At 57.9% G+C, this 21,185-nt stretch carries 23 protein-coding genes and 1 pseudogene; 12 read left to right on the top strand and 12 right to left on the bottom strand.

The features are described 5' to 3' along the window. Positions 1 to 30 precede the first annotated feature (30 nt). Genes grxC through AB4874_RS06975 form a run of 3 tightly spaced genes read left to right on the top strand, consistent with a single transcriptional unit; the run spans position 31 to position 1,560 of the window. A complete protein-coding gene (gene grxC / locus AB4874_RS06985) occupies positions 31 to 288 on the top strand; it encodes a glutaredoxin 3 (protein WP_295533361.1) in 258 nt (85 codons plus the stop codon). Between the two features lie 4 nt (positions 289 to 292). Further along, on the top strand, positions 293 to 1,123 hold the full coding sequence (locus AB4874_RS06980; protein ID WP_295533364.1) for a carbon-nitrogen hydrolase family protein: 831 nt from the start codon (positions 293 to 295) through the stop codon (positions 1,121 to 1,123). Then, positions 1,120 to 1,560, top strand: coding sequence for a MarR family winged helix-turn-helix transcriptional regulator (locus AB4874_RS06975; RefSeq protein WP_295533366.1), 441 nt, complete (start codon positions 1,120 to 1,122; stop codon positions 1,558 to 1,560). The genes AB4874_RS06980 and AB4874_RS06975 overlap by 4 nt, the downstream gene beginning before the upstream one ends. A gap of 488 nt (positions 1,561 to 2,048) precedes the next feature. Here AB4874_RS06975 and AB4874_RS06970 read toward each other — a convergent pair whose 3' ends face one another. The 5 genes and pseudogenes from AB4874_RS06970 to AB4874_RS20035 all read right to left on the bottom strand — a co-directional run. Continuing rightward, the gene (locus AB4874_RS06970; protein WP_368391435.1) at positions 2,049 to 3,611 is read right to left on the bottom strand and encodes a recombinase family protein; all 1,563 of its coding nucleotides are present in this window, start codon (positions 3,609 to 3,611) and stop codon (positions 2,049 to 2,051) included. Continuing rightward, the gene (locus AB4874_RS06965; RefSeq protein WP_368391434.1) at positions 3,608 to 3,787 is read right to left on the bottom strand and encodes a hypothetical protein; all 180 of its coding nucleotides are present in this window, start codon (positions 3,785 to 3,787) and stop codon (positions 3,608 to 3,610) included. Before AB4874_RS06965 ends, AB4874_RS06970 begins: the two co-directional genes overlap by 4 nt. Before the next feature lie 215 nt (positions 3,788 to 4,002). After that, positions 4,003 to 4,410 carry a hypothetical protein gene (locus AB4874_RS06960; RefSeq protein WP_368391433.1) on the bottom strand — a complete coding sequence of 136 codons (408 nt, stop codon included), beginning with the start codon at positions 4,408 to 4,410 and terminating at the stop codon, positions 4,003 to 4,005. A 70-nt stretch (positions 4,411 to 4,480) separates the two neighbouring features. Continuing rightward, positions 4,481 to 5,026, bottom strand: a complete 546-nt coding sequence (locus AB4874_RS06955) for a hypothetical protein (protein WP_368391432.1) — start codon at positions 5,024 to 5,026, stop codon at positions 4,481 to 4,483. A gap of 500 nt (positions 5,027 to 5,526) precedes the next feature. After that, positions 5,527 to 5,799, bottom strand: a pseudogene (locus AB4874_RS20035) (helix-turn-helix domain-containing protein); the annotation flags it as partial. A gap of 390 nt (positions 5,800 to 6,189) precedes the next feature. On the opposite strand from AB4874_RS20035, the gene AB4874_RS06950 reads away from it, so the two are divergent. Genes AB4874_RS06950 through AB4874_RS06940 form a run of 3 tightly spaced genes read left to right on the top strand, consistent with a single transcriptional unit; the run spans position 6,190 to position 7,894 of the window. Continuing rightward, positions 6,190 to 6,858, top strand: coding sequence for a dual OB domain-containing protein (locus AB4874_RS06950; protein ID WP_368391431.1), 669 nt, complete (start codon positions 6,190 to 6,192; stop codon positions 6,856 to 6,858). A gap of 4 nt (positions 6,859 to 6,862) precedes the next feature. After that, entirely contained in the window at positions 6,863 to 7,453 is a 591-nt protein-coding gene (locus AB4874_RS06945) for a DUF488 domain-containing protein (RefSeq protein WP_368391430.1), read from the top strand. Positions 7,454 to 7,459: 6 nt separating this feature from the next. After that, entirely contained in the window at positions 7,460 to 7,894 is a 435-nt protein-coding gene (locus tag AB4874_RS06940; protein WP_368391429.1) for a DUF488 domain-containing protein, read from the top strand. A gap of 72 nt (positions 7,895 to 7,966) precedes the next feature. On the opposite strand, the gene AB4874_RS06935 is transcribed toward AB4874_RS06940, so the two are convergent. Continuing rightward, positions 7,967 to 9,094, bottom strand: coding sequence for a helix-turn-helix domain-containing protein (locus AB4874_RS06935; RefSeq protein WP_368391428.1), 1,128 nt, complete (start codon positions 9,092 to 9,094; stop codon positions 7,967 to 7,969). 12 nt (positions 9,095 to 9,106) lie between these two features. Further along, positions 9,107 to 9,733, bottom strand: a complete 627-nt coding sequence (locus AB4874_RS06930; RefSeq protein WP_368391427.1) for a hypothetical protein — start codon at positions 9,731 to 9,733, stop codon at positions 9,107 to 9,109. Between the two features lie 406 nt (positions 9,734 to 10,139). Between AB4874_RS06930 and AB4874_RS06925 the strand changes: the two genes are divergently transcribed. Together AB4874_RS06925 and AB4874_RS06920 are read left to right on the top strand one after the other, a co-directional pair. After that, entirely contained in the window at positions 10,140 to 11,567 is a 1,428-nt protein-coding gene (locus AB4874_RS06925; protein WP_368391426.1) for a plasmid recombination protein, read from the top strand. Positions 11,568 to 11,636: 69 nt separating this feature from the next. Next, positions 11,637 to 11,990, top strand: coding sequence for a hypothetical protein (locus AB4874_RS06920; protein ID WP_368391425.1), 354 nt, complete (start codon positions 11,637 to 11,639; stop codon positions 11,988 to 11,990). Between the two features lie 251 nt (positions 11,991 to 12,241). Here AB4874_RS06920 and AB4874_RS06915 read toward each other — a convergent pair whose 3' ends face one another. The 3 genes from AB4874_RS06915 to AB4874_RS06905 all read right to left on the bottom strand — a co-directional run bounded on the left by AB4874_RS06915 (position 12,242) and on the right by AB4874_RS06905 (position 14,573). Further along, on the bottom strand, positions 12,242 to 13,345 hold the full coding sequence (locus AB4874_RS06915; protein WP_368391424.1) for a site-specific DNA-methyltransferase: 1,104 nt from the start codon (positions 13,343 to 13,345) through the stop codon (positions 12,242 to 12,244). Positions 13,346 to 13,445: 100 nt separating this feature from the next. Beyond that, a complete protein-coding gene (gene rnhB, locus AB4874_RS06910) occupies positions 13,446 to 14,081 on the bottom strand; it encodes a ribonuclease HII (RefSeq protein ID WP_368391423.1) in 636 nt (211 codons plus the stop codon). Positions 14,082 to 14,183: 102 nt separating this feature from the next. Beyond that, a complete protein-coding gene (locus AB4874_RS06905) occupies positions 14,184 to 14,573 on the bottom strand; it encodes a hypothetical protein (RefSeq protein ID WP_368391422.1) in 390 nt (129 codons plus the stop codon). Positions 14,574 to 14,741: 168 nt separating this feature from the next. On the opposite strand from AB4874_RS06905, the gene AB4874_RS06900 reads away from it, so the two are divergent. The 4 genes from AB4874_RS06900 (at position 14,742) to AB4874_RS06885 (ending at position 18,154) form a co-directional block, all read left to right on the top strand. Continuing rightward, complete coding sequence (locus AB4874_RS06900; RefSeq protein ID WP_368391421.1) at positions 14,742 to 15,023, top strand: hypothetical protein; 282 nt, start codon at positions 14,742 to 14,744, stop codon at positions 15,021 to 15,023. Beyond that, positions 14,995 to 15,699, top strand: coding sequence for a winged helix-turn-helix domain-containing protein (locus AB4874_RS06895; protein ID WP_295533376.1), 705 nt, complete (start codon positions 14,995 to 14,997; stop codon positions 15,697 to 15,699). Before AB4874_RS06900 ends, AB4874_RS06895 begins: the two co-directional genes overlap by 29 nt. Before the next feature lie 63 nt (positions 15,700 to 15,762). Next, positions 15,763 to 16,857, top strand: coding sequence for a carboxynorspermidine decarboxylase (gene nspC, locus AB4874_RS06890; RefSeq protein ID WP_368391420.1), 1,095 nt, complete (start codon positions 15,763 to 15,765; stop codon positions 16,855 to 16,857). Between the two features lie 49 nt (positions 16,858 to 16,906). Next, positions 16,907 to 18,154 carry a saccharopine dehydrogenase family protein gene (locus AB4874_RS06885; protein ID WP_368391419.1) on the top strand — a complete coding sequence of 416 codons (1,248 nt, stop codon included), beginning with the start codon at positions 16,907 to 16,909 and terminating at the stop codon, positions 18,152 to 18,154. Between the two features lie 232 nt (positions 18,155 to 18,386). On the opposite strand, the gene AB4874_RS06880 is transcribed toward AB4874_RS06885, so the two are convergent. Together AB4874_RS06880 and AB4874_RS06875 are read right to left on the bottom strand one after the other, a co-directional pair. Beyond that, complete coding sequence (locus AB4874_RS06880) at positions 18,387 to 19,868, bottom strand: heme biosynthesis protein HemY (protein ID WP_368391418.1); 1,482 nt, start codon at positions 19,866 to 19,868, stop codon at positions 18,387 to 18,389. A 10-nt stretch (positions 19,869 to 19,878) separates the two neighbouring features. Beyond that, entirely contained in the window at positions 19,879 to 21,159 is a 1,281-nt protein-coding gene (locus tag AB4874_RS06875) for a COG4223 family protein (protein ID WP_368391417.1), read from the bottom strand. Positions 21,160 to 21,185 lie beyond the last annotated feature (26 nt).

Raw genomic sequence — 21,185 nt, 5'->3', positions numbered from 1 at the left:
TAGTCGAGCCGACTTAAGAAGGATTATCGCATGAAGCGCGTCGAGATCTATACGACCCGGACCTGCCCGTTCTGCATCATGGCCAAGCGCCTGTTGGATCAAAAGGGCGTTGCCTATGAAGAAACCGACGTGGGCCGTGACCCGCATCTGCGCGCACAGATGACGCAGCGCGCAAAGGGTAGGCGCACTGTGCCACAAATTTTCATCGGTGATCAGCCAATTGGCGGCTGCGATGAGCTGCATGCGCTTGATCATTCGGGCAAGCTCGACACTTTGTTGGCGGGTTGAGCCGATGAAAGCAGCTCTGGTTCAGCTTTCTGTCACCGATGACCCGGTCAAGAACCTGCCGATCACGCTAGAGTTCATCCGGGAGGCTGCGGCCGGTGGCGCGCAGATGATCGCGACGCCCGAATGCACCAATCTGATTTCCTCGGATCGCGCCTATCAGCGCACGGTGCTGCACCACGAGCACAATGACCCCACGCTGGCCGCAATCCGACAAGAGGCGGAACGGCTGGGCGTTTATGTGCTGATCGGCTCGCTCTGTCTGAAAACCGACGATGAGGATGGGCGTTTTGCCAACCGGTCGTTTCTGATCGGACGCAAAGGCACCATCAAGGCGAGCTATGACAAGATTCATATGTTCGACCTCGACGTATCCGAGACCGAACGCTACCGCGAATCAGAGGGCTATCGCCCCGGCAGACAGGCGGTGCTTGCGCCCTCGAAATACGGCTTGCTCGGGATGTCGGTGTGCTACGATCTGCGCTTTCCCCATTTGTATCGCCAACTCGCACAGGCAGGTGCGACTATTTTGACGATCCCGTCGGCCTTTACAGAGGGCACCGGGCGTGCCCATTGGGACATTCTGGTGCGCGCGCGCGCGATCGAAAACTCGTGCTTCGTTCTGGCGCCGGCGCAATGTGGCACGCATGGCGCTCATGAGGGGGGACCGCGCAAGACCTGGGGTCACTCGCTGGCAGTGAACCCTTGGGGCGATGTGCTGGTCGATGGCGGCACCGAGCCGGGCGTCAGCCTTGTCGATATCAATCTAGATGAGGTCGAAACCACGCGATTGCGCCTGCGCTCGCTGTTTCATGACCGGAGCTATGAGGCACCGTGAGCCAAGATCCCGATCCCCTTGCCGCAGCCCTATTCGCCGAGGTCTTCATGGCCGACCAGTTGGCGCGCAGCGTGGTCAGCCGCGCCCTGCCCAAGGGGATGGAAATTTCACATTTCTCGGTGCTCAACCTGTTGAGCCACATCAATGAGGAACGCACCCCTGCACAGTTGGCCGAGGCGCTGCACGTGACGCGCGGCGCGATGACCAATACGCTTGCCAAACTGGAATGGGCGGGACATGTGCATGTGCGTCCCGATTGGGATGATGCGCGGCGTAAATGGGTGTCTCTATCGCCCTCGGGTCGGCGCGCCCGCGATGGCGCACTCGCATCGTTGATGCCGATCATCGGAGGGATCGTGCGCGATCTGGGTCCCGACAAAGTGCGCGCAACCTTGCCGGTCTTGCGCGAATTGCGCGCGCGGCTGGAAGAAAGCTGATCGGGTGGGGGGGCGCTGCCCCCGGCCTACGGCCTCCCCCGGGATATTTCGATCAAGAGGAAGAAAAAACGCCCGGCTCGGGCCCGTTTCTGGGCTGCAAGGCCGGACGCTTCCCCTTGAACGGTCATCGGCGTCCCCGCCTGTTCCGCAAAACCAAACTCACCTGATTCTGGTAAAGAAAAGCCTAACTTCCTCTTGATCGAAATATCCCGGGGGTGAATGGCGCAGCCAGAGGGGGCAGCGCCCCTTGCCCGACCGTTGATTGTCGTTCTTGCGCCGAACTTTGACGGTTAAAAAACCAGAATAGCAATGAAGGCCCGATTTACGAACCCGTAAGCATCGCGCAGCCCGTCGATCACCCATTGCGAACACTTTTAGCGCGGTGCAGGGGCAACAGCGCATTGAAGCGCCACATGGCCTCCCTTGCGCTTCGACAGAGGCGAAGAGCGAGGGCCTGCCTTGTATCTCTCGACCGCACCTCACGGCGACTAACCCCGAGCCTCATCCCGATCCCATGCCCTCGAACGCAAACTACCGAGATCCATGTGGATCTCGGCAGCCAGGCCGTCTTTGGACTCGGGGTCCGGTAGGAGGGTGATACTTCGGACCAGGGTCGCGAGTTCTTCATTGGCGCGCGCGACGAGATCGGGATCGCCGAGCAACGCTTCGAGGTCTTGCAGCGCCGCCTCGAAGATCGCGGGGATGTCGGGCGGTGTGGCGTCTTTCTCGGCCTGCTGTGCCTCCAAATACGCGATCCGGTCTTCGAGTGCCGTGATCTCGGCTTTGAGTTCCTTGTCGCGCGCGCTGTAATCCGCAAAATCAGCGCCCTTTTCAATCGCGCGCATGATGCCGTCGCGCGCCTTGCGAGCCAACGCAAGTTGCGCTTTTGTAGCCTTGATCGCAGCGCCGAAATCTGTGCTTTCGAGCACGCGCAGCTCGGCTTGGAACGCAGCCTCGAATTGCGCCATCAGATCCGCATTGCGAAGCTCGGCGCGCAGTGCGTCGAAGACACGCGCCTCAATCCGGGTCTGGCAGATCGTGACCTTATTGTTGCAGGCGCCCTTGCGGGCTTCGCGACACTGAAAGCGCTTCCGACCCACTTTGATATAGGGCGCACCGCAGCAGTCGCAGACCAGCAAGCCGCTCAGAAGATGCTTCGAACGACGCGCCGCCTGAGGGTTTCCCGAGACGGTTGCACGGCGCGTGCGCGTCGCGCACTCGGCCTGCACCTGATCCCAGAGATCCTGCGGGATGATCCGCAGTTCTTCGAAGGTTTTCTGCACCATGTCTTCTTCGGTCGAATAGACGGCCTTCGCACCGGTCTCGGGATGGTAGCGGCGGCCGAATTTGCACACCGAGGCTTCGCCGATATAGAGACGGTTGTTCAAAATGCCTTCTTGGCGATCTTTGCGGCCGCGGATCGTCGATGGCTCCCAAGTGCCGCCTTTGGGTGCCGGGATGCCATCTGCATTCAACCCTTTTGCGATCGCCATGGCCGAGCGCCCCTCGGCGGTTTCGCGAAAGATCCGGAGCACGATCCGGGCTTCTTCCGGGGCGATTTCGCGGTTCGTGCCCTTCGGCTCGTCCCGCTTGCGATAGCCATAGGCGCTGGTGTGCAAGCGCCCTCGCGAAATAGCCCCCTGCATACCACGGCGCGTATGAACCGAAATCTTCGCCGAAACTTCCTGAGCACCAAAGCCAAGCAGCATAACACGCATGAAGTCCTGTTTGCCCTCATTAACGGAATAAAGCTCCACGCCTTGGAACTGGTAAAGATCGAATAGGTTGAGCGCATCAGCGACCTTGCGGGTCAGACGGTCCAGCGCCTCGACCACGACGACATCAATTTCGCCGCGCGCACTTGCGTCCTTCATTCTCTGCAACCCAGGGCGGCGCATGTTGCGACCGGTCATCTCGCGGTCTTCGAAGACTTCGACAACGGTCCAACCTTTGCGGTCGCATTCGCGACGCGCCATGGCGATCTGGTCTTCGATCGAGGTGGCTTTCTGGCGGTCGGAAGAATAGCGGGCGTAGATGGCGGCGCGTGTCATTGGGCGGTCCTTTCGGTCGGGGCGGTGGTGCTGTTGGCGGGCGTGGCGGCCTCGACAAAGCGGCGAGCGGCGGCGCGGCCAAGAAGCGAGACAAGGCCTGTCGGCGCAATCTCGATCCGGGTGGGTCCGTCGGGGTTATCGTTGGCTGCGGTCAGTGTGGTTGTTGGTGCCTGCATGCTTTTTCCTCAAAGTTCGTGTCGTAGATTCACGAACATTCCGCGTGGCCCCTTTGATCAAAGCGAGTTTTCGGAAAAAAATGCGGCGTGCATGTCTAACTGTTTGATTCTGCGTAAAAGAAAATTCGAAATTAATTGTATTTTCGAGTTTGACCTCTCGAAAAAGGGGGCGCAGATCCCTTGGAGAACCCGCGCCCCAAGTTGGGTGGTTTGGCTTATCTGCTACCCCACCGAATACGGCGGAGATCTTGCTCCGCCGCGATTAGATCCGCGACGCGCTGCGAGAGGGTCAGCGCCCTCGTGAGAGCATCGCGAAACGCTTCCACAGTCTCGTCGGGAAGGAAGGCTTCGAGCCGGTCGATGCAGAGCGTAATCTCGGCCCGGGCCCCGTCGCGGATCGTGTCGCGCAATTCGAGTCTGCGTTCGAGCGCAGTCAGCTCGGTGGCGATGTCGTCGGCGACTCCTTCTGATAGCTCGGAGACCGATTGCAGAGCTGCACGCAGGGCGCCGGTCGCATCGGCTGCGATGTCCTGAATCCGGTCGATATCCGGGGTCCGCTGGTCGGGGGATGAAAGAATGATCCGGTGGGTATTGCCACTGGGGATGATGTTGGGAACGCTCATTTGGGAACTCCTGTTTAGAGAGGGAAAGGCGGCAGCGCCGGCGAACTGACGCTGCCGGAAGGCATCAGCGTCAGGTGCCGGTGATGACCGCCCGCGCTGCGGCCCGGGCGCGGGCCTGGATCAGCGATTTGCGGTCATTGACGCGGGCGCGACGGCGTTCCGCGCGACGCTCGGCAGCGATATCGGCCTCGGCTTGAAGCCGCGCCTGAATCTCGCGCATCCGCGCCAGCGGTCGTCCGGTCAGCCGCCCCAGAACCGGGGTGCGAAAGATCGGGCTGACGGCGAAAGCGGAATGGTTGGTGCGCACAATGACGATGCGATCACCACGAAACGCCGTCGCGCGTTCAAGCCCGGCCAGCCGCGCATCGCGCGAGCCAAGCGGGATCGCGTAGCCCTTGCGGACCTTTTCGGTGACCGAGGTGCCGTAGGCGATGGTGAGCCAGCGCTGACCCGCAATCGTGGCCGCAGCAAGGACGAGACAAGGACGGGCCTTTGGTGTGGGGCCGCTCTTGCCCTCGTTGGCCGGAAAGTGGAACGAGACGATGTCGCCAGAGCGCACGGTCTCGGACCAAGCCTGCGTTGCTTTCTCAGACACAGCAGGAAGGTTGTCGAACATGGGATTCTCCATTTTTGGGAAAGATCGACACGCTCCCATTCCGTCCCCCACGGGGTGTCCGGGATTTGGTCGCGCGTCATCCCGACCGCGCGACCAAAACCCGGACGCCTCGGCGGCAATTCATGCGCAACCGCTCGGGCCTTGGCCCGCGGTCCGTCAGGTTTCGGCGCAATGCTTGGAGGGGGTTCGGGGGAGGCGCGCCTAAGCGGCCTCCCCCGGGCGCAGGGGGTGTCCAGAGGGGGAGTGCAGAACGACGACCCTCTGGTCGCGCAGACAGCGGCCGGGGATGTCCAGAGGGGGCGGCGAGCGCCCCTATGGTCCGTCGGAAGACGCCAGGGGGAGGCCGGAGGGGGAGTGGCGAACGACGCCCCAACGGTCCCGCGGACGGCGCGGGGTCCGGGGCAGCGCCCCGGCGAACGGCTTCTGATACGCAGGGCCAACGGCCCGAAGTGTCAGATGCTTAGTGAGTAATGGTGTTACGGAGTAGTGGTGCAACGGGATGACCGGTTCAAGTTTTGCGCGATTAAACGAAACGACTGCTTTGTGACAAGCCCACGGGAAATTTCTTACCGTTCCGTCAGACTCAAAGCATATCGCGGTCGCGTGCGATCAGCGGGGCGAATCCCACCTGTTCGTGCCAAATGAGGGAAAATCGACGACGACGCACCATTGAAGTGACGGCCAATCGAGCTCATTGAATCGCCGCGTTGCCACCTATCGATCATCTCAGACTTCTGTTTGTCCGTATATAACAGACGTGTGCGATACTTCATGGCAAACACTCCATCTTTCCAAAAAGATTAAAATGTTGCATCACCCCTTTGAAACGACAGTCCAAAACCGACATTTGATGCGACTAGTAACCGGTCTGCCTGCTTTCCTAGACCGGACATCTATTCATTGTGCAGCATTCCTGCTTGTCTGCCGGCCGCCGCGCGAGGCAGAGCGGCCGTTTGGCCGGACAATACATCATTGACCAATCAGCGCCTCAGTCATGTAGTAGGATCAACGCTACCAACAGCAAGGCCAGTAATGGAGTGCGCAGAGACCGGGTCGATGGGGTGCAACCCACTTCAGACTTTTGATTATGGAGGCCCCGGGGCGTTGAAAGTCACTCGTTCAGTCCTATATTCTTTGTTATTAGGAGTGGGGGATGCATTATGGTGACAAAGACTATTATTTGTTTGGCTAATTCTTTTCGACCTGGTGGCAGTTGTGTAGCTGGTATCGAAATTGTGAATGGTCAGTTCGGGCCATGGGTTCGCCCCATCAGTCACCGACAGGATCAGGCGATCAGCGAAGATGAGAAGACCTATGCTGACGGCTCTAGTTTGGCCATGCTAGATTTGGTCGAAATATCTTTTGACGCTCACCAGCCAGAGCATCACCAAACTGAGAACTGGCTAATAACGAATAACCTCCGTTGGACGAAGGTTGGACAAGCCGAATCAAATGAACTGGTTGGAGCTGTCCTTTCGCACGATACTCCTTTGTGGAGGCCGGCTCAGAGCACCTACACAGGCCGCCATGACCTAGTCAGCGGACAAGTGGCGCATCAGTTTGATTGGTCACTTGCTCTGATTCAACCAGAAACCGCTAACGTTGAAGTTTCCCACAATCCATACAGTGGAAACAATGAAGTTTGGGTGAGCTTCACTTGGGCTGGAACACCTCACAAAATCAAGTTGACAGATCCGATCCAATTTGCGCGATTCAATACGGGGGTTGGGGATAGGCACGCTCTGCAAAACCCATTCCTCAGTGTTAGCTTGGCGCATGTTTGGCCGGCGAAAAACACTGCTTCAAAGCTGGTTGCCGGGCTGATAGCATAGAGACATGAGCAGCAACCGCCTTGTTTTCACGATTGGACACTCAACTCAACCTGTAGAACGGTTTTTGGAGTTGTTGGCAAAGCATGGCGTGACTGCTGTGGCAGATGTCCGTTCTTCACCATACAGCAAGCACGCCCCGCAGTTTTCTACAGACGAATTGAGAGCTTCATTGAATGAGGCGGGTGTCGCCTATGTTTTCCTCGGGAAAGAATTGGGCGCGAGATCGAATGACGACTCATGCTACGTTAACGACGTCGTAAGCTATGAAAGGCTGGCTAGGTCTCAGCTCTTTCAAAGGGGCATTCAGCGTGTGGAAGATGGGTGCGAGCGGCACCGCATCGCGCTGATGTGCTCCGAACGTGACCCTACGGAATGCCATCGGACAATCTTAGTTTCGAAAGTGTTGTGCGAACGAGGAGCTGAAATCAAGCACATCCTCTCCAATGGCATGACAGAATCTCATGAGGAGACGATGCTGCGTGTCCTAGATATCCTTGGTATGCCTCGAGAGGACATGCTGAATTCTCAGGATGAACTCGTTTCGAAGGCATATTTTGGCAGAGAAAAACAAATCGCCTATCGGCGGGGAGGTTGAGGCAACATGGTTCAAGTCTTCACAATAGGCTTTACGAAAACCACAGCCGAGCATTTCTTTGGCCGACTCAAAGACTCCCACTCTCGAAAGCTTGTCGATGTCCGCTTGAACAACGTTTCGCAGCTCGCCGGGTTCGCTAAACGCGATGACCTAAAGTTCTTTGCAAAGAACTTGTGCAAAATGGACTACATTCACGCACCCAACTTTGCCCCAACAAAGTCAATGCTTGACGCATACAAGAAAAATAAAATTGATTGGTCAAATTATGAGAACCAGTATTTGGACCTCATGATGAAACGCAAAGTTGAGAAACTGCGTCCTGCCGATTTAGACGGATGTTGTTTGCTGTGCAGTGAAGACACCCCGCATTTTTGCCATCGGAGACTGTTGGCTGAATACCTTGATCAAAGATGGGGTAACGTTGAGATCATCCACCTTTGAAGGTGGGGGGATTGACTGTTCCGGATGGGATCGCCACCCGCAAGCTTTTAGCCCGCGGGGAGCTATCTGTTATTATTTTACAGCTCTCAAAGCAGGTCTGGCATTTTCGCCGATAAATTCACTCTGTTCTATTCTTGGCAAAATCCCTGAAAGCAACATTTCAACTTCGCCTGCAGGCAGAGATAGATCGTTGGCAATGTGCTGAAGATTTTTGCGATCTGACCAGAGTTCAGAAAGCACCATTTTCCACAGAACCGAGCTTTCTCGGGAAATCCCTTCTGGTTCGCCGCTCCGATAACCACGTCTTCCAAGCTCAATGCAGATTGAGCGATACTGCCACTCAGTCAGCATTGGTCGCTGAAAGTGGTGCACGCGATACGCGAGCGCCATCGCAGACACCCTCCAACGCCTCTTGGCTTTGATGATGACATCAGCCGTGATGAAACGAGGAAGGCGCAAGCGCAAATCTTCTTCGGGCATCAAGAATGCTGCCGCAAATCTGTTTGCCTCAATCTCTGTATTTCTTGTGTCTTCGAAAGGATTAATCTCACTTTTTCCTTTCGGAGCCTGCGGCGTCGCGCCATGCTTATGTAGAACTAGGTGCCCCAATTCGTGCGCCGCATCAAAGATGCTGCGCTCCGCCGATTTGTAAGAGTTCAAGAAAACATAGGCACTTTCTTCTTCCCAAAAAGAGAAAGCATCCACGTTTGCAGTATTCTCCTCCAAACCCAAAACGCGAATCCCTTTGGACTCAAAAAGTTTGAGCAGATTTGGGATTGGTTCGTATCCAAGCCCCCAGTGTTGCCTCAGAGCCTCTGCCGCGGCATCAGGGGTCAGTTCTGGGTCAAAGGGAGGAAGATCAAGAGAGGGGAGGTTGAATTGCTCTTCGAGCCATGAGAAAACTTCCACGCCTATTTCGCCAGCCGACAACGCGGCGTCGCGTTCCTTAGCGCTCATGCTCTTCAAGCTACGAAAACTAACTGCCTCTCTAGTGAGAGCAGAGGGATCATCCTTATAGAAGAAGGCGGCAGGGTAGCCGAGAACCTCAGCCAATTTTTCTACAGTTTCAGGAACGGCCTCATTTTGACCGTTCTCCAATCGCGTAATCGTTACAGGTGACACCCCTGCTTTTTGTGCAAGTCCTTTTGCCGTCAGCCTGCGCCGCTTCCTAGCCAGGCTAAGCCTTTTGCTGCTGAACATAGTAGTTTAACGCTATTTCCGGGTCACGACGAAATCCAGATCGGATTCGCCAGCCGGTTCATCGAGGCCGAAGTCAATCTCGTCAAGGTCATTTCCATCAATTAGGAAAATTCGCTCAACACAGCGCAAGAAGTTTCCGCCAGCCTTAACAATTGGGAGGCTCAATTCCATCGCGCCGTTCTGATCCACCATGAGGTAATAGGTTTTGTAGTCGCCGCTAAACTTCACGACACTTACAGGGAGCTCAACGCCAGCAGCTTCAAACATGTCGCCACAAGCTACTCTTTCGGATCCAGCCCCCTTCTTGGAGCGCGCTTGTGGGTCGGTCGGTCCGCAAGCGACGTGAACATTTGCAAACAAAACCCTGAGATTGAGCTCTTCATTACAAATCCCTTCGACGCCTTCACTTCGAAAAAACTGCCAATTCGCGCCCATGTTTTCAGCGCGCAACCCTTTGACACCATCGGCGTAGGAAAAGAATCCGGCGGTGTTTGCAGGGTGAAGGGGGGAAGCATTTGCGCGGCCTGCCAAAGCATGATGACCTGCCGCAATTAGCCTGTGTCGCTCAAGACCTAACTCAGAGAGACGGAGGTCCCCCTCTTCAGTGTCTGTGGTTGTGGTGGGGCGAATCGATTCCATGTTAGCCTGCTCGTGTTAATTTTTACTTCCTCATTTGTGGGGAAAAAAGTTAACATGGTCAAGGGCAGAAACTTCAATAGGTCTGCGCGTGGCGTAATCGGGCCATCCTCACACTCTTGTTCACCAAAGAAAACAACATCCGCTTTCGTGGTCGACTATGTCTTCCGCTGCGCAGCAGAAAATTCAAACTTCCCGCCCTTCATGCTAGAATACCCTGCGTTTGGCTGCGCTCCGCACACATGTCATGAGCGGGCTGCCATCGGCCCAATACCGCTTTGACGCAGGGCTCCGTTCCAATCCGAACGAAGGCGCAGCAGAGGCTAAGCACGATCTCATGCCTCCGCTCTAACTTTTACTTCCCCACCCTCCGCCCATTTTCCGACGGCAACCCAATCAGGAGGCCGTTATGTCCATGCATCACCCTATCGACGCATTCGCTGCTGCGTCGGTATCGTCACCCCGTCCCGTCGTGCTGCGCTTCGCCGAACTCTATCCTCAGCAGCTCTACCGCTATCGGATGCACGGTGATCGCAAGCAGCAGGAAGACCGACTGGACCATGTCGATCCGAGCCGCACTCGACTGAACGAGCAGATCCTCGGCTCCCCGGCTTGGCACAAAGAGCTGACGCAGGCGGTCCGCCTCGCGAGCCTTGAAAATATCAATCAGGAGGTCGAAGGGCTTCGTGCAGTCAAGCGCCACAAGGAAGCGGATCGGCGCTTGATTGAGGGGCCGCGCGATCCGTGGCGCAAATCAAAATCCGGCCCTTTGCGTGAGTTCATCATCACCGCAAGCCGAGAGTGGTTCGTTCCCTCGCAGGACGACACCCACTTTGTCGGGACAGACGAAGAAAAGGCGGCAGCGCGACAGAAACTGATCGAAGAGCGCGAAGCTCAGTTTCAGGACTTGGCGATTGAATGGCTGCGATCGCGCTTCGGCAACCAGGTTCTGCATGCGCGCGCTGATCGCGACGAGACGACATTCCACATCCATGGGGTGATCGCCCCTTGGACGGAGAAACACTCGAAACGCAGCGGCATACAGCGGCTCATCCAACCATCGTCTCATCCGCTCCTGAAGGATTACGAGAAAGCGCAGGACGACATCGGCGCATTTTTCGCCTCACTGGGGCTGACGCGTGGGGAACGTCAGGCAGCGGCGCGCCGAAAGGCGAAGAAAGCGAAAAAGAACGACCCGGCCGTCATCATTCCGCGTCGCAAGAAACATGTTCCAGCGCATATCTGGCGTGCAAATGAGGAAATCCGCTTGGCGCGAGCAAATGCCAAGGTCCAGGCCGATAAGAAGAAGCTCGAAGCGGAGCGCGAACGCTCGGAACAATTGCTGCGTGATACCAGACGCCAACGAGAAGCTCTGATCGCGGCAACCGAGCGCGCCGAAGCGCGCGAAACTGTCGCGAACGAAGTGATCGAGATTGCCGAGCACGCGGCGACAGGCAAACTCATTCCGGCCGAAAACGACCGAATGACGGTTTCACCACGCGTTCCTGCGAAGTCGCGGGAGCGCGATCGGTTGGAGCGCTTACTATTAGCACCAGGCAGTTCGGCACGAAAACTACTGATCCATCTGGGCGGTGCCTATCGAGCCTTCCGGCAAGGGGCATCCCAACAGGCCGAAAAGTCTGTCGCTGCGCGGTTGGCTGCGGTCGAGCAGAAAGAAACAGCCCTCGACCAGCTGCGCGCCAAGATGCTTGCAGCGCTCCCATCGGGCCTGCGAAAACATTTCATCGCAGACACGCAGATCGAGAAAAGGGCGGTCGAAATCACGGACAAAAAATTGAAAAACAACAATAAAAATAACGATCAAAAAAAGCGCTAAATTGGCTTCCGTGCGGGGTCAGGGGCTCCATTTTTGCTTTTGAACCCGTCGCAAACACAGGAGCACGACATGACCGTTCAAATCCCTCAATCGCAGCAAGAGCGCATCTTTCAGAAATATCTGAGTCTCCAGAACAAGGTCGCACAGGTGGCTGAAAAAGAGCACAAGGCGCAATTGCGTCGGCGCCGTTATGTCATTGACGCCTTTGGCAAGTGGCTCGACAAGACGCCGCGCGATCAGGTCGAGACCTTCCTCGAAACGCTCTCTGGTGCGTCCAGTGCCGCTGATAGCAAGCGGATTGCGGATTACCTCGCGCAACTACTTCCCGAACCGGAGGCCCCCACTTCGCCCTCACCTGCGGCACCGCAGGCCTCGACTCGGGAAAAGCCTAAGGAGAGTGCAGTGGATAACAAGGACATCTGATCGACAATCGCCTCTGCCCCGCGCGGCTGACTGCGCACAACGGATCGTTAAAGCCCGCCAGTGTTCTGGCGGGCTTTCAAAATTGAGCAGCCCTTAGAAACAAGGCGTCCCGAAACGACAATCAACGGCCAAGCAAGGCCCCTTTCTCCTGGACTCAAAAGGCCCCGTCGTTTTGACACGACGGGGCAAGGCTGTGCCTGAGGACGAGCCTCAGGCACTGGCGGTAAACTTGTGTTGCTAGTGAAAGACGCTCAGGTCATCTCTGCGCGAATTTGTTGACGCAGCAGGTCAATGGGGACCTGTTTGCCATCGCGCTTGAAGGTCCAATAGGTCCAGCCATTACAGCTCGGCGCGCCTTCAAGATGCGCACCGACCTGGTGGATCGAACCTTTGACGTCATCGCCAATCAGCGTGCCGTCAGCGCGCACCTTGACCTTGTGCCGCCCGTTCATCGAAAACAGCTCTTCGCCGGGGCGCAGCATGCCGCGCTCGACCAATTGACCAAAGGGCACGCGCGGCTCGGAGCGTTTCGAGGTCGAAACCTCAAGCGCCTCGCGGTCGAATTTGCGAATCTTCGAGAGGCGTTTTTGCGCCACCTCGCGATAGGCTTCCTCGCGCTCGATGCCGATAAAATCGCGGCCCAGCATTTTCGCCACAGCGCCCGAGGTGCCGGTACCAAAGAACGGGTCGAGCACGACATCGCCGGGATTGGTGGTGCCTACGATGAGACGATGCAGCAGGGCTTCGGGTTTTTGGGTGGGATGGGCCTTGTCACCATTCTCATCCTTGAGACGCTCACCGCCATTGCAGATCGGGATCACCCAATCCGAGCGCATCTGAATGCCCTCGTTCAGCGATTTCAGCGCCTCATAGTTGAACGTATATTTTGCGCCCTCGGCTTTGGAGGCCCAGATCAGCGTTTCATGCGCATTGGTCAGGCGTTTGCCGCGGAAATTCGGCATCGGGTTGGATTTGCGCCAGACCACATCATTGAGAATCCAGAAGCCTTGATTCTGCAGCTCAGCGCCCATGCGGAACACATTGTGATACGATCCGATCACCCAGATCGCCCCATTGGGTTTGAGGATGCGGCGCGCAGCGGCCAGCCAGTCGCGTGTAAACTGGTCGTAATGCGCGAAGGATCCGAACTGGTCCCAAGCGTCATCCACCGCATCGACCTTGGAATTGTCGGGGCGATGCAGATCGCCGCGCAGTTGCAGGTTGTAAGGGGGGTCGGCAAAAATAAGATCAACACTGCCCTCGGGCAGGCTGTTCATTACTTCGATGCAGTCACCTGCAAGAATCTCGTTCAGGGGCAGTGCATTGCGCACTACCGGGGTCTTGATCTTGGTCATACTCGCCTCTTTCTGCCCGTCTTTCGGGTGTCGGCTTTTGCGCCGATCTATGTCCACCAAGATGAGTCAAAGGCGATTCCCCGTCAATTTCTTTTTTGAATCAAGGGGTTATAAATTTCTCTTGGCACAAGATATTGTGGACGGGTTTGAATGAACGTCTATGAACAGGGGTTACCCCCAAATCTAGAAGCGCTTGCAGATGGTCCTTGGTCGGGTAGCCTGCGTTTCGTTCCCAACCATAACCCGGATACTGTTGCGCCAAATCCACCATCAGCAAATCGCGCGCTTCTTTCGCCAGAATTGAGGCCGCCGCGATCGACACAGAGCGGCCATCGCCTTTCACCACAGCTTCGGCTGAGAGGGTAAGGTCGCGCGGCAGGCGGTTTCCATCGACCAAGACATGATCGGGGCGCTTGGACAGTCCCGCAACCGCGCGGCACATCGCCAGATGCGAGGCTTGCAGGATGTTTATCGCGTCAATTTCTTCGACGCTGGCATGAGCAACGCAAAATTGCGCGGTTTCCATGATCTCGGCGGCAAGCTTGGCACGTTTCGCCGCACTGAGCTTTTTCGAATCGTTCAGCCCTGCGGGGATATGAGCCGGATCCAGCACCACTGCCGCCGCCGTTACAGGGCCACAAAGCGGACCGCGCCCCACCTCGTCAACGCCAGCGATTACGGTGAAGCCCCGCAAAAGGGCGGCGCTTTCGAAGGAAAAATCGGGGGCTTGTGTCATCGCACCGAGATGCCCCGGTTTAGCGTCGCGTTCAACGAAAAAGCGGGGGCACTTGGCCCCCGCCCTGCTCGACGGTGCGTTCTGTGGCACCTGCCTGCTGACTTAACGACGTGAGTCGCGCCCGTAATAGGCGTTGCGATCCCAGTGATTGCGGTCCCAGCGATTGCGATCATAGGCATCGTTGCGACGCTCCACACGGCGTTCAAAGCGGCGCTCGTCACGGCGATCCACACGGCGGTCGACATGATGGCCGTGGCGACGCACTTCGCGATACACAACACGTGGCGGCGGCGGCGGCGCATGACGCACGCGGCGTTGATTGTTGTTCGCAGAATCAAGGATCAGCGCCGCAGCCCCAATCCCCAAGATGACGGTCAACGCCTGACGGTCCTTCTGACCCAGCGCCGCCGCAGGGCTCGCGGTGGCGGCAAAGGTGCCCAAAGCCAGCGCGGAGGCGGTGAACAAAGCGGTCATTTTGGTTTTGAGTGACATGGTCAGTCCTTTCGGTAGGGCGACCCACCGGGGCCGCAACAAAGCGATAAATCACCCTCATCCCAATCGGCTTGGACAGACAATAACGCCGCGATGTTATCGGATAGCAGCCCCACCAACCCCCTTTGGCTATTGAATAACATTGCCGGTTTGCGCAACGTGGTCGGCATGAAACAGCTTATCCTCATATGCGCCTTCATCGGCATGGCAAGCACGGCACAGGCCGAGTGTTATGCCGATTACAAGGCCAAGCGCGACGACCCGTTGCAGCTGCAATATGGCGTGGCGAGAATCTCGGATAAGGCGTGCTCGAAACAGGGGGCCGCGCGCGAATTAGCGCCGAGGCTCAAGTCTGCGGGCTGGACCTTGTTGACGGTTGTCTCCACATTCGGCCCCGAAGGCTTAGCGCAAAGGAAGGCCAGTGCCGGACCATTTTACCTCCGTTACTGACAGTTTGCGGCTGGGTTCGCGCGCGGTGATCGGCGGAATCGCGGCGGTGGTCGCGATTCTGGCGATAGCGGCGGGGCTGTTATTTGCCGCACTGCCCGATGCCAACGCGTTCAACGCGCGGGTCGAGCAGATTTTCGTGCAAAACGACAACCTCACCTCGCAGGCCGAGATCAAGCTGCTGGAAGTGCTCGCGCAATCGGGCACCGCGTTTTCCGATGTGCTCAGTTCTTATCGCGTGATCATTTTCATCCTGCTGATCTTTGCGGCGGCGCTTTTGATCGTCACACTGATCTTCTTGCTGCTGCTGATCGGTCTCAACCGTCGCATGATCGAGATTCGCCGCGCCGGGATCGAGGTGCAATCTTTGCACATCCTGCGCAGCGAAAACGCCGTGATGCTCAACGATATGGCGTTCTCGTTGACCCCCGCCGCGATTGAGACCCTTTCGGTGCTGGCCGAGGCACGGATGGATGACGATATCCTCACCGGGGTGCAGATCGAAGCGATGATATCGGGTCGATCCGAGGCCGATTGCGACGAAGCCGCAGGTGCCACACGCATCAAACGGCTGCGCGATGCGCTGGGAAATCAGCTGGTGACAGAGCTGCTGGTGCGCAATATCGCGCGCAAGGGCTATGCGCTGAGCGTCGCGAAAGAGGCGATCCGCGTCGACTGAGTCCGGTTGCACCGCTGTCACATGCACCTTATATCCCGGGCCTGTCCTGCCGGGGGAAAAGCCATGTCTGACACGCCCTTCTACCTGATCGACGAAATGCGCCTTCTTGAAAATATGCGCAAAATCGAACGCCTGCGCGAACGCTCGGGGGCGAAGGCGCTGCTGGCGCTGAAATGCTTTGCCACATGGTCGGCCTTTGACATCATGCGCCCCTATCTGGATGGCACGACGTCGAGCTCGCTGTTCGAGCTGCATCTGGGGCGCGAGAAATTCGGCAAGGAAACCCATGCCTATTCCGTGGCGTGGTCTGATGGCGAAATCGACGAAGCCATCGGGTATGCCGACAAGATCATTTTCAATTCGCTGAGCCAGCTTGACCGTTTCGACGACAAGGCCGCGCATATCGAACGTGGGCTGCGGCTCAATCCACGGTTTTCGACCAGCGGCTTCGATCTGGCCGATCCGGCGCGGCCGTTCTCGCGGCTGGGCGAGTGGGATACCGAGCGGCTTGAGGCGGCTATGGGGCGGATCTCGGGCGTGATGATCCACTATAACTGCGAGAATAGTGACTTTGCGCTGTTCGATCACCAGCTTGGTCGGATCGAGGCAGAGTTCGGCGATATCCTCAAGCGGCTCGATTGGGTCAGCCTTGGCGGTGGCATCCATTTCACCGGCGAAGGCTATCCGCTGGATGATCTCGCGGATCGGCTGAAACGCTTCTCTGACGATTTCGGCGTGCAGGTCTATCTCGAACCCGGCGAAGCGGCGATCACGCAGACCGCCAGCCTTGAAGTGACGGTGCTGGATATTCTCGACAATGGCAAAAAGATCGCCATCGTCGACAGCTCGATCGAAGCGCATATGCTGGACCTGCTGATCTATCGCGAAACGGCCAAGCTGCCCCAGAACGGCACGCATGAATATCAGATCGCAGGCAAGACCTGTCTAGCGGGCGATATCTTTGGCGATGGCAAATTCGATGCGCCCTTGCAGATCGGCGACCGGATTTCGATTGCCGATGCAGCCGGTTACACGATGGTCAAGAAGAACTGGTTTAACGGCGTGAACATGCCCGCAATCGCAATTCGCCGTGCCGATGGCACGATCGAGCGGATTCGAGATTTCACCTATGAGGACTACTTGTCCTCATTGTCCTGAAGGGCGCTCGCGCCCCCTTCCCCTGTCCAATCAAAAGGAGACAGCCGAAGTGAAAAAGAACGTGCTCATCATCGGAGCGGGCGGTGTCGCGCAAGTCGTGGCCCATAAATGCGCGCAGAATAACGATATTTTCGGCGATCTTCACATCGCCTCGCGCACCAAGTCGAAATGCGACGCGATCTTGGACAGCGTGCGCGAAAAAGGCGCGATGAAGATCGAGGGCACGTTTGAGGCCCATGCGCTGGACGCGATGGATGTCGCCGCGACCGCCGAACTGATCCGCAAGACGGGCGCGCAGATTGTGATCAATGTGGGCTCGGCTTTCGTGAACAAATACGTGCTCGACGCCTGTATCGAGACCGGCGCGGCCTATATCGACACCGCAATTCACGAAGAGCCCGACAAAATTTGCGAGGCTCCGCCGTGGTATGCCAATTACGAGTGGAAAAAACGCGATCTCTGCGCACAAAAGGGCGTAACGGCGATTTTGGGTGCCGGGTTCGATCCTGGCGTCGTCAACGCCTATGCCCGCTTTGCCGCTGATCAGATGGACACGGTCAAATCCATCGACATCGTCGATATCAACGCAGGCTCGCACGGCAAGTATTTTGCGACCAATTTCGATCCCGAAATCAACTTCCGCGAGTTCACCGGCACGGTCTATTCTTGGCAGCAAGGTGCGTGGCAGGAAAACGCGATGTTCGAAGTGGGCCACGAATGGGATTTGCCCGTCGTGGGCAAGCAGAAAGCCTATATGTCGGGCCATGACGAGGTGCACTCGCTGGCCGCGAATTACCCCGATGCCGATGTGCGCTTCTGGATGGGCTTTGGCGATCACTACATCAACGTTTTCACCGTGCTGAAAAATATCGGCCTGCTGTCGGAAAAACCGGTGATGACGGCAGAGGGGCAAGAGGTCATCCCGCTCAAGGTGGTCAAGGCCTGCCTGCCTGATCCGTCCTCGCTGGCACCGAATTATACCGGCAAGACCTGCATCGGCGATGTAGTCAAAGGCGTGAAAGACGGCGTCGAGACCGAGCTGTTTGTCTATAACGTCGCCGATCACAAAGAGGCCTATGAAGAGGTCGGCTCGCAGGGCATTTCCTACACCGCGGGCGTGCCCCCGGTCGCCGCCGCGATCTTGGTCGCGCAAGGCGATTGGGACGCCAAGACGATGAAAAACGTCGAAGAACTGGACCCGAAGCCGTTCTTTACCGTACTCGACCGGATCGGCCTACCCACGCGGGTGCAAATCGGCGGATTGGGTGGTGCAGACAAAGCCTGGACCGATATCTGACCCGCGACCAGATTAAAGCCAAAAAGGCGGGAATAGAGACAAATTCAGGGGCGCACCGATCAGCAATGGTGCGCCCCTTAATTTTGGGTCATCTGTGGCGATCTAGGAGATCCTGTCCCCTTGGAAAGGGCCAAGACTTTGGCCGCTTTCCCAGGAAAACTCCGTTTGCACGTCGCAACTAGACCCCCATCTACCTGAGGCCCGCAAACAGGGAATGACCGCAAGAATTACCTTAGCTTGCAGCTGGCTTTTCGTCCTCGGCGCTCATCTGCTCGCTCGCCTCGACCACCTCGGCATCCACGATGGACTCCTCAGAATCTGACGCAGGCGCAGATGCAGGTTTGCCCACGATCAGCGGCAACATCTCGGCCCCATTGGGCAACGGCGCGGCATGCTGAGTCGTTTCGCGCCAGCTCAAAGTGTCGAAACCACCGCAATTGTCACAAATCGGCGTCCATTCGGATTGGATATTCTGACAATTATCGCAGCACCATTGCGGGCCACGCGGCGCCGTCAGCGCACGGGTCAACCAGCCGCGCACAACGGCATCATCCGCGCCCTCGCCACGCTCTACCGCCGCCATGATCGCAAGCACGCGCGCGGTGGGATGTGTCTCGGGCAGATCGCCCAGCGCCCGACGGGCTGCCGGAAAATCTTCGGCGGAAATGTTCAACTCGGCTTTCAAAAGCCGTGTCTCTTCGTGCTCGGGTCGCGTCACCAACAGTTTGTCAAACCGCTTGAGCCGCTTGGCAGGCGCTTCATCAGGCGCGATCGCGGCATAGGCCGCCGCCAAGTCCGGATGCGGTTGCACCCCCCAGGCTTTGCGCAAAATACGCTCTGCCGCGCGGGGCTTGTCTTTCTCGATGTAAGACCGTGCCGCCATCACCACCGCCGGTATCAGATCGGGCGAGGACTTCGCCGCAGCAATCGCAGCTTCACGCGCCTCAACGCTCGCACCTTCAGCCATAACATCCTTGGCCTCTTGCAGAGCCATCACAGCATCGCGCCGCTTGTGCACGTCGCGCGGCAACTCGCCTTGGCGCAGCTTGGATTGAAGTACGCCACGCGCGCCCTTCCAATCGCCTTTTTCCGTCTGCAATTTCAGCAGTGTATCTTGAACCTCGCGGTGACGCGGTTTGAGCGCATAGGCCTTTTTGGCCAATTCCAGCGCGGTCGTCGTGTCACCCTCTTCCAGCTTTTGGCGCATCAAGCCGCGCACGCCCACAAAACGCGTGCGATCATCGCCCAGAAGGCGCTTGTAAACTTCGCTGGCCTTCTTGGTGTCGCCGATCTGCTCGGCCGCCTGCGCGGTGAGCAGATTGGTCAACTCAGGGCGCTGCAAATAACGCTCGGCCTTGGCCGCTTTGGACAGCGCTAGCCGCCCTTCGCCTGCCGCCGCAGCCATCATGCCTTCGGCGAGTGCCTCATAGCCTTTGCGTTCCCGGTTGCGATCAAAATAGCGGCTGATCGCGGTTTCATCCCCCGAGATAAAGCGCAGGAACGCCACCAAGAACCCCACGATCCGGATCACCAGCCAAATCGCCACAAACAACAAGATCGCCGCGATCACCGCCTGCAACGGACCAAGCGTGAACTCCATTCCCAGCGTCGAAATCCGCAATCCGCCTGACATATCCGCCAGATGTGACGCCCCCAGCGTGGCCGCAGCCACGACGACAAGGAACAGGGCAACTTTTATAAAGGTCCAGATCATCTGCGGTTCCTCATTGATTCTGGCCAAGCTGGCCGGCCGCATCCAGCGCGGCGACCCGCGCCTGCGCCTGTGTGGACCAATCGGACAGTGCAGGTCGCGCCGCCTCGGGGAGTTTTGCGATCTCGGTCAGGGCCGCTTTCAGATCGCCCGTATTCACATCCGCTTGCGCGCGCGACAAAACCGCATCCGGCCCATCGCCCGCTTGTGGCGTCAAAGACCGCGCGCCCGTTTGCGTCAACAAAAACGCCCCCAGCTTATCGCCCAAACTCGCCCCACTACCCGCTTTGCGTGCCGCAGCGAGCGCCAAGCGCGCCGCCTCGGGGAAACTGGCCTGTAGCGATTGCAATGTGGGCACGTCCCCGCTCAATGCAGCAGGAATAGAGACACCCGCCGCCTGCAAATCAGCCCGCGCCGGATCAAGCGGAGCGCCGGCATCAAGAGCCGCCTTCATCCGCGCACTCGCCGCTTGCGCCATCGCCGCCTTTGCAGCCGCCTGCGATTGGTCTTGCAACGTCTTTGCCTGCTGCTCGGCCTGATCAATGCGATCTTGCGCGGCTTTTGCGACCGCCTCGATTTGCGCCTTGGTCGTTGCATCCACCGCGGCACCGGACGCTTCAAACCCGGACATTTGCTTTTTCAGATCATCGAGCGTCGATTTATTCGCCCGCACCTCAGAGCCGATCTGGTCCAGCGCGCCTTGCACGCCCGACAGATCCGGCGCGGGAGGCTGGGCTGATTTCAATGCGGCCAACTGGCTGCTGAGCGCGTCAATCTTACTCGATAGCGCATTCTGTTTTGCGTCGATGTCGGCAATGGCACTGCTCTCGGGGGCAGCTGGGAACCACGCGGCAAATTGCGGCGGCAGCTTGGGGAGCGTGTAAATTGCGGCCCCTGCTCCCACGATCGCAGCAATCACACCGCCCAGAAAGAGCGGCATGAAACCGCCACGCTTGACCGGAGCGGCGGCGGGCGGCGGCAAGATTGCGGGCTCGGGGTGGTCTGGCGCCTCTGGCGCAGTCTCTTCCGTGGCAGTTGTGATCGCATCCTCAGCGGGCGCATCTTCGGTTGGCTGGGCTAGATCAACACTTTCATCCGCGTCAACAACGGCTTCGGACGGCGCTTCACTGGTGCCTTGGGTAACATCGGGCGCCAGCTCTGTCTCATCGACGCCAGCGGGCTGCGAGTCTTGCGCGATATCCGATGATGGATCAACGCTCTCAGCTGAAGTGTTTTCGACACCATCTACTGGCTGCTCCTCGGATTTTGGTTTCCGAGTTCTTGGTTTTGCCATTGGCCACGCCCTCCAGATTCGCGCCG

Source organism: Thioclava arctica (assembly GCF_040892615.1).
In the GTDB taxonomy this organism is placed as follows: domain Bacteria; phylum Pseudomonadota; class Alphaproteobacteria; order Rhodobacterales; family Rhodobacteraceae; genus Thioclava; species Thioclava arctica.
The sequence above is the reverse complement of the archived record's forward strand: the minus strand, read 5'-3'. Positions and strand labels throughout refer to the sequence as shown.